Raw genomic sequence first — 13,895 nt, 5'->3', positions numbered from 1 at the left:
CTACCGTCCAACGAGCAAAACCAAGGGAGGCTATCATGGTATTTGGCATGGCGTCTGTAATGCGCGGCGCGCTGGTGAGCGCGGCAATTCTGTCGGCGGTTGTTGCGTTTCCGACCCTGGCTCAGACCCCGGTGAAAACCGCCAGCGGGCCGGTATCGGGCATGACGGCGGAGGGTGTCGAAAGTTTCAAGGGCATTCCTTTTGCCGCCCCGCCGGTGGGGGATTTGCGCTGGCGGGCGCCGCAACCGGCCGCGCACTGGACCACGCCCCTGAAAGCCGACCATTACGGCCATGACTGTATGCAGGAACCCTTTGGCGGCGATGCCGCGCCGCTCGGCACCAGCCCTTCCGAAGACTGCCTGGTGCTCAATGTCTGGCGGCCGGCGGGCAGTCATAACAAACTGCCGGTGATGGTGTGGATCTATGGCGGCGGCTTCGTCAATGGCGGGTCTTCGCCGGCGGTCTATGACGGCTCAGCCTTTGCGAAAAAGGGCGTCATCATGGTTAGTTTCAATTACCGGCTGGGGCGTTTCGGCTTCTTCGGCCACCCAGCCCTGACGGTGGCCGATGCCGATCACGGCCTGCTCGGCAATTACGGCTATATGGACCAGATCGCGGCGCTGAAATGGGTGCAGGCCAATATCGCAGCCTTTGGCGGCGATCCGGCCAATGTCACCATCTTCGGTGAATCGGCCGGCGGCGGCAGCGTCCATATGCTGATGACCTCGCCCCTGACAAAAGGTTTATTTACCAGGGCGATTGTGCAGTCCGGCGGCGGGCGCGGCAATCTGATGGGCGAGCGCCGTTTGCATGAAGACCTGCCCAATGTGCCGTCGTCGGAAGCGCTCGGCGTAGCGCTGGCGAAACAGAACGGCATCGAAGGCGCGGACGCTGCGGCCCTGGCGAAACTGCGTGCCCTGCCGGCGGAGGCGATCGTCGACAAGCTCAACCTGGCTAACATGACGAGCGATACCTATGGCGGACCGATGGTCGACGGCAAGATCGTTGTCGAAGACCCGCAGTCGGCCTATCTGGCCGGCCGCTATAACAAGGTGCCGCTGATGATTGGCGCCAATTCGGCCGATATCGGTTTCAATTTCGCCCAGACCAAGGACGCGGCGTTTGCACCTTTCGGCAGCCACATAGATGAGGCGAAGGCGGCCTATGACCCGATGGGCAATTTCCCGGTCGAGGTCATCCGCTACTTCATGGGCATGGACCGGATGATGATCGAGCCGGCGCGCTTCGTGGCGTCGGTGCTGGCAACGCAGGGCGTGCCGAGCTATGAATACCGCTATGCCTATGTGGCCGATTCGATGAAGGCGGAGTGGAAGACCGGCACGCCGCACGCCACGGAAATACCCTATGTCATGGATACGGTCAGGGCCAAGTACGGCGACAAGTTGACGGCGGCGGATGCGAAGATCGCTGACCAGACCAACAGCTACTGGGCCAATTTCGCCAAAAGCGGCAATCCCAATGGCGATGGTCTGCCGGCATGGCCGCAATATGATCCGAAGGCCGATGTGCTGATGAATTTTGCGCCGGATGGCACGCCGACAGCGATCCCTGACCCGTGGAAGTCACGTCTGGATGTGACGGCGGCAACGGCGCCCTGACGGTCGTTCAGGTCCGGTTCACAGGGAGCCCGTATATATCCCCCGCAGACAGATGTTTTTCATTCGACGGAATGTCAGACATTTTGCGTTACAGAAATAGTTCCGCCCTTTAACGGTCGCTTTCACCCGTTATGCGGGAGGGACGGGGATTATACAAATTTCAGGCAGCATAATGCGTTCGACCCAATTCATGACTACGGGCCTCTATGGCCTGATCCTTTGCGGCTGTGTCGCCGTCACCTTGCCAGCTATGGCGCAGGAAGCCGCGCCGCCTCAGGCCGCGCCTGATGCGGCGGCAAAGCCGGATGAGGCGCCGACAACCACCGTAACCGTCGAAGGCAAGAAGGCGCAGAACAAGATCGACCGCCAGGTCTATGACAATACCAAGGACATCGACAGCCAGACCGGTACGGCGGCGGATGCGCTGAACAAGGTGCCGTCGGTCAATGTCGACCCCACCGGCAATGTCACCCTGCGCGGCAATTCCAATGTCCAGGTCTATGTTGATGGCAAGCCGTCGGTGATGATGCAGGGCGATAACCGCGCCGGCGCCCTGCAATCCATGTCGTCGGGCGATATCGATTCCATCGAGGTCATGACTAATCCCGGCGCGGCTTTTTCCTCGGAAGGTTCCGGCGGCATCATCAATCTGGTGATGCGCAAGAACCGCAAGCCCGGCACCAGCGGCGCGATCAATGCCAATATCGGTGATGGGCGTTACAATGCCTCGCTCAATGGCGCGCGCAATACCGGCAAATACACGATCAGCGGCGGTCTGAGTATCCGCCATGACCAGCGCCCGAACCGCTCCGGCTCGGTCTCGCAAAACCTGATGAGTGATACGACCACCGAACAGTCGGGCATTGCCGAAGGCAAGATGGACAATGTCTCGGCCAATGCCGGGATCGATTACAATCTGGGCGAAAATGACTCGATCGGTTCCCAGGTCGCCTGGTCGCGCCGCGAGATGGATAATGACAGCCAGGAAACCTATGCCAATTACGGGGCCGATGGCGCCTATCAGGGGGGCTATACGCGGACCTCGCACAATACCGGTCCGCATGATGATTTCAGCTTCGACCTGAACTGGAACCACACCGGCAAGCAGGCCGGCGAAAGCCTGAAGACCGACCTGCGCTTTGGCCGCTCCGTCGGCAATACAACGACGGAAGCCGTTAATTCCAATAGTGACGGAACAACGGATAACGAAACCCGCGTTGCGCAGAGCGACTTCCACAATGCCGTCTTCAGCGTCGATTATGTCCGGCCGTTCGGTGACGCCCAGATGACCACCGGCATTCAAATCACCCAGGATAATAACAGCTTCCACAACTTCGCCACGGGCAAGAATGCCGCCCTGCTGACCAATGATTTTGCCTATGACCAGACCCTGAGTGCGGCCTATATCACCTGGCAGCAGCCGATCGGCGAAAAGTGGACGGTTCAGGGCGGGCTGCGCGCCGAGGCGCTCGATCTCAATACCGAAAACTTTGGTAATCCGGATATAACGACGGACGATACGGCCAGCCATATCAACTATACCAAGATCAGCCCCAGCGCCTTTGCCACCTATGCCCTGAATGACAGCACCAAGCTGCGCTTTTCCTATTCGCACCGCCTGCGCCGTCCGCAGGCCCAAGACCTGAACCCGTTCCGCACCTATCGTGACGAGCAGAATGTCAGCCAGGGCAATCCCGACCTGAAGCCGGAAGAGACGGATTCCTTCGAGGCCGGCTATGAAAAGAGCGCGGGCAAGATCAATTACCAGATCCGCGCCTATTACCGGAAGACCGATAACGAAATCACCGACTACAGCTATTACCTGCCGCAAACCGATCCCGATGCGCCCCAGGTTCTGCTGACCACCAAGCGCAATTTCGGCGACAGCCAGTCGGGCGGGCTGGAAGGTAATTTCGATGGCAAGCTGACGCAGAAGCTCTCCCTGCGTCTGAACGGCAACCTGGCCTATACCAAGCTGGACGCGGCTTCGCAGACCCGCGATACCGAAGCCACGACCTTGAGCGGGCGTATCAGCTTCGATTATACGGCCACAGCAAAGGATCGCTTCCAGTTGAGCTATTTCGCCCGCGGCAAGCAACTGACCGGCCAGGGCTATCGCGCGCCTTTCGGCATGGGCAATCTGTCCTATCGTCACCAGGTGACGCCGAAGGCGGCGCTGGTCGTCACGGTGCAGGATCCGTTCCGCACGGCGAAATTCAAGACGATCGTCGATACGGATACGATCTACAGCGAATCTTCGCGCAGCCTGCAGGGCCAGGTCATCATGGTCGGCCTCAGCTATACGCTGGGCGGCGCCAGCAGCAACAAGGATGGCGACGGTCAATGGAATGGCCGGCGTGGCCCCGGCGGCTGGGGCGGCCCTCCGGGCGGCGGCCCGATGTAGGAATGGAAAGGGCAGGACCGCTAGGTTCTGCCTTTTTCTTTGCATTTTTTCTGTAATCGATTACACATGTCTGACGATCAAAAAAATGGCCGGACGGGGGGCTCTATCCGTGATGGCCCAAAATGCAGGGAATTTGTCATGGATATGATCACCCGGAAAGGTCAGGGCTGGCTTTTCGCTACGGCCTTTGCCGCCATTACCGCCACCTCCTTCTGCTTCATTCTGCGCGCGCTGGTCATCGATAACTGGGGTGTCGATTTCGCCCTGACGGAGACACAGAAGGGTGAACTTCTGGGCGTCGGCCTGTGGCCATTCTCGATCACCATCGTGCTGATGTCGCTGTTCATCGACCGCATTGGTTTCCGGGTAACCCTGTGGTTCGCGGCGCTCTGCCATATCATCGGCCTGGGGCTTCTCTTTACCGCCACTGGCTACTGGTCGCTCTATGCCGGCACCTTCATCATGGCGTTGGGCAATGGCGCGGTGGAGGCCGCCGCCAATCCGCTGATCGCCACGCTCTTTGCCCATGACAAATCGAAATGGCTCAATCGCCTGCACGCCGCCTGGCCGGGCGGCATGATCCTGGGCGGTCTGCTGGCCATGGGACTGGATAGCCTCGGCGGCTTCGACTGGAGAGTGAAGGTCGGACTGATGATCATTCCGGTGCTGGTCTATACGGTGCTTTTGATCGGCCGCAAATTTCCGGTATCCGAGCGCGTCGCATCGGGCGTGTCCTACCGCACCATGCTGGGCGAAGCGGGTTTCATATCGGCCTTTATCCTGGCGGCTCTGATCATGCTGGAAGTCGGGCGCGTCTTCGCCCTGTCGCCGGTGGTGTCGTTCGGCGCCGCCGCTGTGCTGGCCCTGATCTATGCCTTTTTCGCCCGTTCGCCGGGGCGGCCGCTGTTCATCCTGCTGGTGCTGGTAATGATGCCGCTGGCGGTCACCGAGCTCTCCACCGATAGCTGGATTTCCTCGCTGATGACACCGGAAATGAACAAACTCGGTCTGGCTGCCGGCTGGGTGCTGATCTATACCTCGGCGCTGGTTTTCGTCATCCGCATCTTCGCCGGCACGCTTATCAGGTGGCTCAATCCGCTGGGCGTTCTGGCCATGGCCTCGGCCCCGGCGGCGGCGGGGCTCTTCCTGATGTCGGGCGCCACAGGGCTGGCTATTCTCGCGGCGGCCACCTTCTACGGCATCGGCAAGAGCTTCTTCTGGGGCACGGCGCTGGGTGTGGCCTCCGAGCAGTTCCCCAAGGGCGGCGCGGTGACGCTGAATATGCTGGCCGGTGGCGGTATGCTGGCGGCGGGCATTGTCGGCTCGGTGCTGCTGGGCGCGGCGCAGGATAATTCGACCCGTGAGGGTTTGAGGCTGCATGACGCCACGCACCAGACTACCTTGTCCGAACAGTACCTGACCGAAAAGGTCAGCGTATTCGGCCGCTACAAGGCGCTGGATGAGGCGAAGGTGGCCGTGGCTCCGGACGCCGATAAGGCGGTGCTGGAAGGGCTTTCCGGCAGCGCCAAGAAGGACGCCTTGAAAGAGGTGGCCCTGTTGCCGGTGATTACCTGCCTGATCTTCCTCGGCCTGATCCTGTGGTTCCGCCGCAAGGGGGGATACAGGCCGGTGGTGATCGGGGAACACTAACAATAAAATTCGAGACGATATGACAAAGCTAAGACTAGGCATGGCGGGCGGTGGACCGGGCGCATTTATTGGCCCGGTGCATGGAATCGCGGCGCGGCTGGACGACCGGTTTGTCCTCAGCGCCGGCGCCTTCAGCCGCGATGCCGGAAAGAATGCCGCGGCGGGCGAGGGCTACGGCCTGTCGGCTGACCGTGTTTACGTCTCGTGGCAGGAGATGCTGGCTCAGGAAAAGGGGCGGCTGGATTTGGTCGCTATCGTCACGCCAAACGACACCCATTTCCCGATCGCCAAAGCCGCGCTGGAGGCGGGTTTCAATGTGCTGTGCGATAAGCCGGCGACACTGAACCTCGAAGAAGCCCTGCGCCTGCGCGACCTTGTGCGCGCCAGTGGCAAACATTACGGCCTGACCTATACCTATAGCGGCTATCCGCTGGTGCGTGAGGCCCGGAAGCGGGTGGCGGAAGGGCGGATCGGTCGTGTACGCAAGATTGTGGTCGAGTACAGCCAGGGCTGGCTGTCGCAACCGTTGCAAAACAAGCAGGCCGACTGGCGGGCTGATCCGGCGCAGTCGGGTCTCGGCGGCTGTATTGCCGATATCGGTGTCCATGCCTTTCACCTGAGCGAATTTGTCAGCGGGGCGAAGGTGGAAGCCTTAAGCGCCGATCTCGGTATTGTCGTGCCCGGCCGCGCGCTCGATGACGACTGCAATGTGCTGCTGCGTTATGAAAACGGCGTCCGCGGCGTGCTGGTGTCTTCGCAGATTGCGGCGGGGGATCGCAATGGCCTGCGCCTGCGGGTCTATGGCGAAACCGGCGGTATCGACTGGTCGCAGGAACAGCCCAACACCCTGACGCTGAATTGGCACGATGCGCCGACTCAGGTCCTGCACGCCGGCATGTCTTACCTGACCTATGGCGCGCGCGTGCCGGCGGGTCATCCGGAAGGCTATCTTGAAGCCTTCGCCACGCTTTACCGTGATTTCGCCGACGAGGTATCGACCGGCGTGCCGTCACTGGTGCCGGGCATAGACGACGGCGTGCGCGGCATGGCCTTTATCGAGACGGCCATCCGGTCGAGCCGCAACAAAAGCTGGGAGACACTGCTGTGAAGACACTCAAAGGCCCCGGTATTTTCCTGGCACAGTTCCTCGGCGATGCGGCGCCGTTCAACAAGCTGGAAAGCATGGCGCAGTGGGCGGCGGGGCTTGGTTATAAGGGCCTGCAAATCCCGACCTCGTCGCCAGCGATTTTCGACCTGGAAAAATGCGCTCAAAGCCAGACCTATGCCGATGAGATCACTGGTATGCTGGCGCAATACGGTTTGTCGGTGACTGAGCTTTCGACGCACCTGCAGGGCCAGCTTGTCGCCGTCCATCCGGCCTACGATACCTTGTTTGACGGCTTTGCACCGCTCAGCCTGCATGGCAAGCCGAAGGCCCGCCAGGCTTGGGCGGTCGAGCAGGTCAAGCTGGGCGCCAAAGCCTCGCAGCGACTGGGCCTGAAGGCGCACGCCACCTTTTCCGGTGCGCTCGCCTGGCCCTATATCTATCCGTGGCCGCAACGCCCGGCGGGGCTGGTGGAAGAGGCTTTCGCCGAACTGGGCCGGCGCTGGACGCCTATTCTCAATGCGTTTGAGGAGGCTGGCGTCGATTGCTGCTATGAAATCCACCCCGGCGAAGACCTGCACGATGGTGCCACCTTCGAGCGCTTCCTCGATGAGGTGGGCGGACACAGCCGCGCCAACATCCTGTTCGACCCCAGCCATTTCGTGCTGCAACAGCTTGATTATCTCAGCTATATCGACATCTACCACGAACGGATAAAGATGTTCCATGTCAAAGATGCCGAGTTCAATTCGAGCGGGCGTTCAGGCGTCTATGGTGGCTATCAGGGCTGGGTGGACCGGCCAGGCCGCTTCCGGTCTCTCGGCGATGGCCAGGTCGATTTCAAGGCCATTTTCTCGAAGCTGACACAGTATGATTACAACGGCTGGGCGGTGCTTGAGTGGGAATGCTGCCTGAAGCATCCGGAAGACGGCGCCCGTGAAGGCGCGCCCTTTATCCGCGACCATATCATCCGTGTCACTGAAAAGGCGTTTGACGACTTCGCCGGTAGCGGCGTATCCAAAGAGTCGTTACGTAATTTACTAGGAATAACACCTCACTGATGGTCTGCAAATGCCCGCTTTTCTGCGCTTCGCTGCTCACGTACTGAAGTACGCTGCGCGGCGATGCTCGAAAATCATCCATTTTCGCCACATCATTGAGGGTTATTGGGAAATAATATGGATACCATACGCCGTTCGCTTCTGCTGGCCCCGCTGGCCCTGACTGCCGGAGGGGCCATGGCCCAGACCGCTGCCCCTGATACGGCCAAGATCGTCGCCGGCTGGCCCACACCAACCGGCACGATCGACCTGTGGCCGAACGGGGCGCCCGGTCAGTTACATCCGGACATGAAGGAACATGTCGAGGAAACCTCGACCGACCCCGCCATCAAATTCCGCCGCGTCCAGGGCATATCGAAGCCGCGTCTGGCGGTCTTTCCGGCCGAAAACCCCAATGGCGGGGCCATGCTGATCATTCCCGGCGGCGGCTTCTGGTGGAACTATTTCGACCACGAAGGCTACCAGTTGGCCGACTATCTCAACAAACAGGGTATCACCTGTTTCGTGCTGTTCTACCGCCTGGCCAATGACGGCTGGCAAAATGCGGCCGATGTCGGCACAATCGATGCCCAGCGCGCCATGCGCCTGATCCGTAAAAATGCGGCGCAATATAAACTCGATCCGAAACGCGTCGGTGTGGCCGGATTCAGCGCCGGCGGCTTTGTGACCGCCTCGCTGGCTACCCGTCATGCGCAGGCCCTTTATGCCGCCGTCGATGAGGCCGATCACCTCGACGCCCGTCCGCTGATCGCCGCGCCGATCTATCCCGTCATTTCGCTCGATCCCGCCATTGCCTACGAAGGCACCGCGCCGTCGCTCTTCGGTGCGCCGGCGACAACTGAACAGATCGCCCGCTATGCACCTGATCACAATGTCGATGCGCAGACCCCGCCGATGTTCCTGACCCAGGCCGAGGACGATACCACCGTGCCGGTGGCCAATTCGATTGTCCTGCGTGACGCCCTGAAAGCCAAGGGGATCACGGTCGAGACCCACCTGTTCGCCAGCGGCGGCCATGGCTTCGGCATGAAGGCCGATCTTGACCGGCCCTATCACATCTGGCCGCAACTGCTGGTCAATTTCGTCCGCAGCCAGGGGCTTATGGGATAAAAAGAACCCTGGACGCCGGCGGTGGCGCCCAGGGTTTGAACCGTAACCAGGAGGAGGTGTTACGGCTTGCGGCGGCGCATCCGTTAGGGGCACGAACGGCCGCGCAAAGAGTGTCAGATCGCGCCCGCCTTCACCTGCTTCACGGCATGATCCGCCGCGCGGGCCGTAAAGGCCATGAAGGTCAGCGACGGGTTGACGCAACTTGTCGAGGCCATGGTAGACCCATCGGTGACGAAGACATTCGGCGCGTCATGCAACTGGTTCCAGGCATTGGTGACCGAGGTGCGCGGATCCTTACCCATGCAGGCGCCGCCCATTTCGTGGATCGAGTCGCCGGGAATATGCGGTCTTTCCTCCGCAGAAATATTGATCAGGCCGGCAGCCTCCATCATGGCCCGGCCCTGGCGTACGCCATCGGCCATCATCTTCTTTTCATTGTCGCGGTAGGTGACATTGAACAGGGCCTGAGGTACGCCGAAGCGGTCCACCTTGGTCGAGTGCAGGGTGATCGTATTGTCGAGATAGGGCAGGCATTCGCCGAAGATATTGAAGCCGACTGACCACAGCCCGTATTTGCGCAGGCCCGCCTTCATCGCCGCGCCGAAACCAACCGCGCTGGAGACGCCGCGACTGCCGCCGCCCTGGCAGCCATAGCCGCGCAGGAAGTCGGCATCGGCGTCCTGGCCATCGAGATTGCGGAAACGCGGGATATAGATGCCGGCGGGCTTGCGGCCATATTCGATCAGATCGTCATGAACGCCTTCCGGCAGGTTGCCTGAAAACAGGGTCAGCATGGGGTGATCCATGATGTAGCGCCCAAGTTTCCCGCTTGAGTCGGCGAAGCTTTTGTCGCTGCCAGGCAGTTTTGAATTGAGCAGGATCTGGTTCGACGCCATGGCCGAAGCGCACAGGAAGACGATGCGCGAACGATAGGTATGCGCGGTCTGGGTATTGGCGTCGATGGTGCGGACGCCGGTGACGCGCTTGGTCTTCGGGTCGAATTCCAGCGAGGTCACCACCTGGTCGGAGAGCAGGGTCAGCCGATTGGTGGCGCGCGCGGCGGGAAGCGTCACGGCCTGGGTCGAGAAATAGGCGCCGAATGAACAGCCGCGATTACACTGCGAGCGGCTCTGACAGCGCGACCGGCCCTGTTCCGGCTTGTCCTCGGTCATGTTGGCGGTGCGGATCGAAATGACCTTGCGGTCGGGCATGGCCTTTTCCAGCCGGTCCTTCAGCCAGGTTTCGGCGACATTCATCGGGTGCGGCGGCTGGAACTCGCCGTCGGGCAGATGCGGCAGGCCCTCTTTCGATCCGGCGATGCCGGCATAGGATTCGACATAGGAATACCAGGGCGCGATGTCATCGTAACGGATGGGCCAGTCATTGCCGTGGCCGTCCCTGCCATTGGCCTCGAAATCCTGTGGCCCAAATCTCAGGGAGACTCGGCCCCAGGTGATCGACTTGCCGCCGACAATACCCGGCCGCACCCAGCGGAACTCCGGGCCGTCCTTTATGGCATAGGGGTTCAGGCGGTCATTGTTCATGAAGCCTTTCACCGCCGTCTGACCGGCGCCGCCGTAACGCGAGGCGTAATAATCGCTTTCGGTCAAAGCGGGCGGCGTCTGGCCGCGATAGGGCTGCTCCCACGGGCCGGTGCCCTCAAAGGTATAGTCGGCACTGTGCTCGACCATGCGGCCGCGATCCAGCATCAGGACCTTCATGCCCTTTTCGGTCAGTTCCTTGGCGGCCCAGCCGCCGGAAACGCCGGAGCCGATGACGACGGCGTCGAATTCATAATCTGACATGGCTGGCCCTTAAGACGAAAAGACGCGGTTGACTTCGGCATAGGGATAGGCGCCGTCGTAACGGCCTGGCACCGGCAGATAGACGCGCTCGACCGTGCAGCCAATTTCGGAGCTGTAATAGCCGAAGATGACCAGTTGCCGCAGATGCTCGAAACTGTCCGCCGGGGCATCGGGCAGCGTCTGGTTCATGGCCAGGGTCAGTATGGCGTCCTGCTGTTCGGGTGTAATGGCGGCGAACGGCTTGCCGTGTGTCTTGCGGGCGGTGGCATCCATGGCGGCAAGCCCGCCCATAACCATGTCGCGTTCGCCGGGCCAGTACCATTCCGACAGCATCATCTCGATAAAGGCCGGCACCTCGGCGGCGATGGCGCCCGGTGTATCGGTGGTGGGAATGATGCGCTCGGAGACGGCGGCGGTGAGCGCGCGCTGATCTGCGGTCATATAGGGATTGGCGGGTGCGTAGCCGGGGTCCATGCCGGCCTGCATGGCGCGGGCGATAGGGGCGACCGCCACGCCGCCGACCATGGCGAGAATGCCGGTCAAAAGGCTGCGCCTGTCGATGCGGGAATGATCGTGGGCCATGTCTACTCCTCCTGTTCCGCCAGTTTGCGCACCCAGATATTGCGGTAGGATACCGCGCTGCCATGATCCTGGAGCGTGAAGGGCAGGGCGTCGGCGTGCGGGTGATAGGTGGCTAAGGTCCGCCAGTCGGTCTTGCCGAGGATTTCCTGGTGGTTCTGCGTCAGCACGCCATTGTGCAGCACGGTGACATAGGCGGGTTTCAGCACCTTGCCGGCGGCATCGAAGTGCGGACGCTCGAAAATGATGTCGTAGGTTTGCCACTCACCGGGCTTGCGGGAAGCGTTCACCAGCGGCGGCTTCCAGGCATAGATGGCCGACGCCTGGCCATCGGCATAGGTGACATTGTCATAGGAATCGAGCACCTGGACCTCATACTGGCCCATCAGGATGACGCCGGAATTCCCCCGTGCCTGCGAGGTGCCGGTGACATCGGCGGGCTCGCGGAATTCGATATGAAGCTGGATGTCGCCGAACGCCTGTTTCGTGGTCAGGCTGCCATCGCCATGCGGCCCTTCGCGGTGCGGTACGGTCATGGCGCCTCCGGCCAGTGTCCAGTCCGCAGGCTTGCCGTCGGCGGTGACGAAGGCGTCTAGCGAGGTGCCGTCGAACAGGACGATAGCGTCGGAAGGCGCCTCACTGGCCGTCTTTCCGGCCGTGACGATGGCAGGGTGCGGTCGCGCCGGATCATGGACGTGCCACTTGCCGCCGGGCAGCATGGGGGTGTCGGTAAAGCCGAGATCACCGGCCGAGGCCGGCGCGGTAAGTAACAGGCAGACTCAAGCGTTGCTAAAGTGAAGCGCATCATTTCCATCCCGTATTGTCAGGTCCGTTTTCGGACCATTTTTATTACTCAGACGCCGTAAGGCTCCTCGCATCAGCTCGGACGGGCCTTGCCCTTGCCCTTCCCGACTATCGGCAAGGGAGATTATTCCGCCGACTTGACCTTGAGGTAGTAGACCAGCGCCGCGCGTTTGGCGTCATCCTTGACGCCGCCATAGGTCATTTTCGTACCCGGCACGGCCTTCATCGGCGCCTGCAGGAAGCTGTTCAGCGTGGCGTCATTCCAGGTTTGGCCGGATGCCTTCATGGCGGCGGAATATTTGAAGGTGGCGGAATGGGCGCCGGCCTTGCTGCCGTAGACGCCGTAAAGATTGGGGCCCACGCCGTCGGCCTTGCCTTTTTCGATCGCATGGCACGCCTTGCACTGGGCAAAGACTTTTTCGCCGGTAGAAAGCTGGGCGGCGTCGATTGCCGGTGCGGCCTGGGCGGCGAAAGCGGGCCCGGCGGCGAGGACGAGGGGTATTAAAAAACGGCTGGAAAATATCGGCACTGAAGGCTCCTGCGACCTGTTCGGGACGGGCGATCATGGCGCACGATCCGCATTTTTCAAAATGGGTAACACGACTTGAAATCGATTACAATAGCATCAAGCCAAGAGAATCGTTCGCAGGTTAAGGCATGGGGTCAAGCCTTTGGCGCGGCGGTGCTTTCGCGGATGACCAGTTCATGGTCGAGCGTGATATTGACGCGCTCGGTGGTGCCGCCATCGATAATGCCCAGCAGCAGGTCCACCGTCTTGCGGCCGATTTCGTGCATCGGCTGGCGCACGGTGGTGAGCGCTGGCGCGGAAAAGCGCGACAGGTGGACGTCGTCGAAACCGGCCACGGAGATATCCGCCGGGCAAGTCAGGCCGGCGGCGCGGATGGCGTGGAGCGCACCGAAGGCCATGTCATCGCTGAAGCAGAAGAGGGCTGTCGGGCGTTTGGCCTGGGCCAGCAACTGCCGGGTCATCTCGGCGCCGCATTCGATGGAATAGTCGCCGGTCAGGATCGTCAGGTCGTTGCTGCGGCCGTGCTGGTCGGCGCTGGCGGTGACGCCCTGCAGGCGGTCACGGCTGATCGGGCTGCGCAGGTCGCCGGTGATGACGCCGATGCGGCGGTGGCCGAGGCCGTAAAGATGATCCATGACCTGGCGGGCGGCCAGGGCGTTATCGATGTGGACCGAGGAGACGCTTAAAGAATCGCTGAATTCGCAGCCATTGACAATCGGCGCTGCCGCGCCCTTTTTCGCCACCAGGTCATTGAGCGAGGAAGGCAGGGTATGGCCGAGGAAAATCATGCCGTCGGCCTCCTTGCGGCGCAGCAGGGCGGCGTAGGCGTCTTCGCTGTCGCCAAATCCCACGTCGCCGAGCAGGACCGTATAGCCGGCGGCCAGCGCCGCTTCCTCGACGCCGCGGATGATATGGGCGAAGAAGGCGTTGGCGATATTGGGCACGGTAACGATCAGGCGCGAGGTCTTGAGCGTGCGCAGCGACTTGGCCATCTGGTTCGGCTCGTAGCCCAGTTGGTCGATCGCGCCCATCACCTTTTCCAGCACGGCCGGAGAGACGTGGGCATAGTCATTCAGCACGCGGGAAACCGTGGCGGTGGAGACGCCGGCCAGTTTGGCTACGTCATTGATGGTCGACATGTTCAGCCCTGAAAAGATCTCTGTTGGTCCTTCAATACGGCCTTATGCGTTGCGTTGCCAAGAAAAATGCTGACCGGTACGTCGGTACGC

The 13,895-nt window shown here is 61.3% G+C and carries 11 protein-coding genes; 6 read left to right on the top strand and 5 right to left on the bottom strand.

Going from position 1 to position 13,895, the window contains the following annotated elements:
• Nucleotides 1-35: 35 nt before the first annotated feature.
• The 6 genes from NVV72_03965 (at nt 36) to NVV72_03940 (ending at nt 8,949) form a co-directional block, all read left to right on the top strand.
• Entirely contained in the window at nt 36-1,619 is a 1,584-nt protein-coding gene (locus tag NVV72_03965) for a carboxylesterase family protein (protein MCR6658524.1), read from the top strand.
• Between the two features lie 172 nt (nt 1,620-1,791).
• Nucleotides 1,792-4,023: a TonB-dependent receptor gene (locus NVV72_03960; protein ID MCR6658523.1), complete on the top strand. Its 2,232-nt coding sequence runs from the start codon at nt 1,792-1,794 to the stop codon at nt 4,021-4,023.
• A 138-nt stretch (nt 4,024-4,161) separates the two neighbouring features.
• Nucleotides 4,162-5,673 (top strand): MFS transporter, encoded by a 1,512-nt coding sequence (locus NVV72_03955; GenBank protein ID MCR6658522.1) that lies wholly within the window; start codon nt 4,162-4,164, stop codon nt 5,671-5,673.
• A 19-nt stretch (nt 5,674-5,692) separates the two neighbouring features.
• Entirely contained in the window at nt 5,693-6,781 is a 1,089-nt protein-coding gene (locus NVV72_03950; protein MCR6658521.1) for a Gfo/Idh/MocA family oxidoreductase, read from the top strand.
• Nucleotides 6,778-7,839, top strand: coding sequence for a sugar phosphate isomerase/epimerase (locus tag NVV72_03945; GenBank protein MCR6658520.1), 1,062 nt, complete (start codon nt 6,778-6,780; stop codon nt 7,837-7,839). Before NVV72_03950 ends, NVV72_03945 begins: the two co-directional genes overlap by 4 nt.
• Before the next feature lie 117 nt (nt 7,840-7,956).
• The gene (locus NVV72_03940; GenBank protein MCR6658519.1) at nt 7,957-8,949 is read left to right on the top strand and encodes an alpha/beta hydrolase; all 993 of its coding nucleotides are present in this window, start codon (nt 7,957-7,959) and stop codon (nt 8,947-8,949) included.
• Between the two features lie 113 nt (nt 8,950-9,062).
• Here NVV72_03940 and NVV72_03935 read toward each other — a convergent pair whose 3' ends face one another.
• The 5 genes from NVV72_03935 to NVV72_03915 all read right to left on the bottom strand — a co-directional run bounded on the left by NVV72_03935 (nt 9,063) and on the right by NVV72_03915 (nt 13,805).
• Nucleotides 9,063-10,754, bottom strand: a complete 1,692-nt coding sequence (locus NVV72_03935) for a GMC family oxidoreductase (protein ID MCR6658518.1) — start codon at nt 10,752-10,754, stop codon at nt 9,063-9,065.
• A 9-nt stretch (nt 10,755-10,763) separates the two neighbouring features.
• A complete protein-coding gene (locus NVV72_03930) occupies nt 10,764-11,336 on the bottom strand; it encodes a gluconate 2-dehydrogenase subunit 3 family protein (protein ID MCR6658517.1) in 573 nt (190 codons plus the stop codon).
• A 2-nt stretch (nt 11,337-11,338) separates the two neighbouring features.
• Nucleotides 11,339-12,052 (bottom strand): DUF1080 domain-containing protein, encoded by a 714-nt coding sequence (locus NVV72_03925; GenBank protein ID MCR6658516.1) that lies wholly within the window; start codon nt 12,050-12,052, stop codon nt 11,339-11,341.
• 209 nt (nt 12,053-12,261) lie between these two features.
• Nucleotides 12,262-12,666, bottom strand: coding sequence for a c-type cytochrome (locus NVV72_03920; protein MCR6658515.1), 405 nt, complete (start codon nt 12,664-12,666; stop codon nt 12,262-12,264).
• 134 nt (nt 12,667-12,800) lie between these two features.
• Nucleotides 12,801-13,805: a LacI family transcriptional regulator gene (locus tag NVV72_03915; GenBank protein MCR6658514.1), complete on the bottom strand. Its 1,005-nt coding sequence runs from the start codon at nt 13,803-13,805 to the stop codon at nt 12,801-12,803.
• Nucleotides 13,806-13,895: the final 90 nt, after the last annotated feature.

This window comes from Asticcacaulis sp., assembly GCA_024707255.1.
Classification (GTDB): Bacteria; Pseudomonadota; Alphaproteobacteria; order Caulobacterales; family Caulobacteraceae; genus Asticcacaulis.
The sequence above is the reverse complement of the archived record's forward strand: the minus strand, read 5'-3'. Positions and strand labels throughout refer to the sequence as shown.

Coding starts and splice junctions, on each gene's coding strand:
- NVV72_03965 (MCR6658524.1), top strand. CDS start 36: ATGGTATTTGGCATGGCGTCTGTAATGCGCGGCGCGCTGGTGAGCGCG.
- NVV72_03960 (MCR6658523.1), top strand. CDS start 1,792: ATGCGTTCGACCCAATTCATGACTACGGGCCTCTATGGCCTGATCCTT.
- NVV72_03955 (MCR6658522.1), top strand. CDS start 4,162: ATGGATATGATCACCCGGAAAGGTCAGGGCTGGCTTTTCGCTACGGCC.
- NVV72_03950 (MCR6658521.1), top strand. CDS start 5,693: ATGACAAAGCTAAGACTAGGCATGGCGGGCGGTGGACCGGGCGCATTT.
- NVV72_03940 (MCR6658519.1), top strand. CDS start 7,957: ATGGATACCATACGCCGTTCGCTTCTGCTGGCCCCGCTGGCCCTGACT.
- NVV72_03935 (MCR6658518.1), bottom strand. CDS start 10,754: ATGTCAGATTATGAATTCGACGCCGTCGTCATCGGCTCCGGCGTTTCC.
- NVV72_03930 (MCR6658517.1), bottom strand. CDS start 11,336: ATGGCCCACGATCATTCCCGCATCGACAGGCGCAGCCTTTTGACCGGC.
- NVV72_03925 (MCR6658516.1), bottom strand. CDS start 12,052: ATGCTGCCCGGCGGCAAGTGGCACGTCCATGATCCGGCGCGACCGCAC.
- NVV72_03915 (MCR6658514.1), bottom strand. CDS start 13,805: ATGTCGACCATCAATGACGTAGCCAAACTGGCCGGCGTCTCCACCGCC.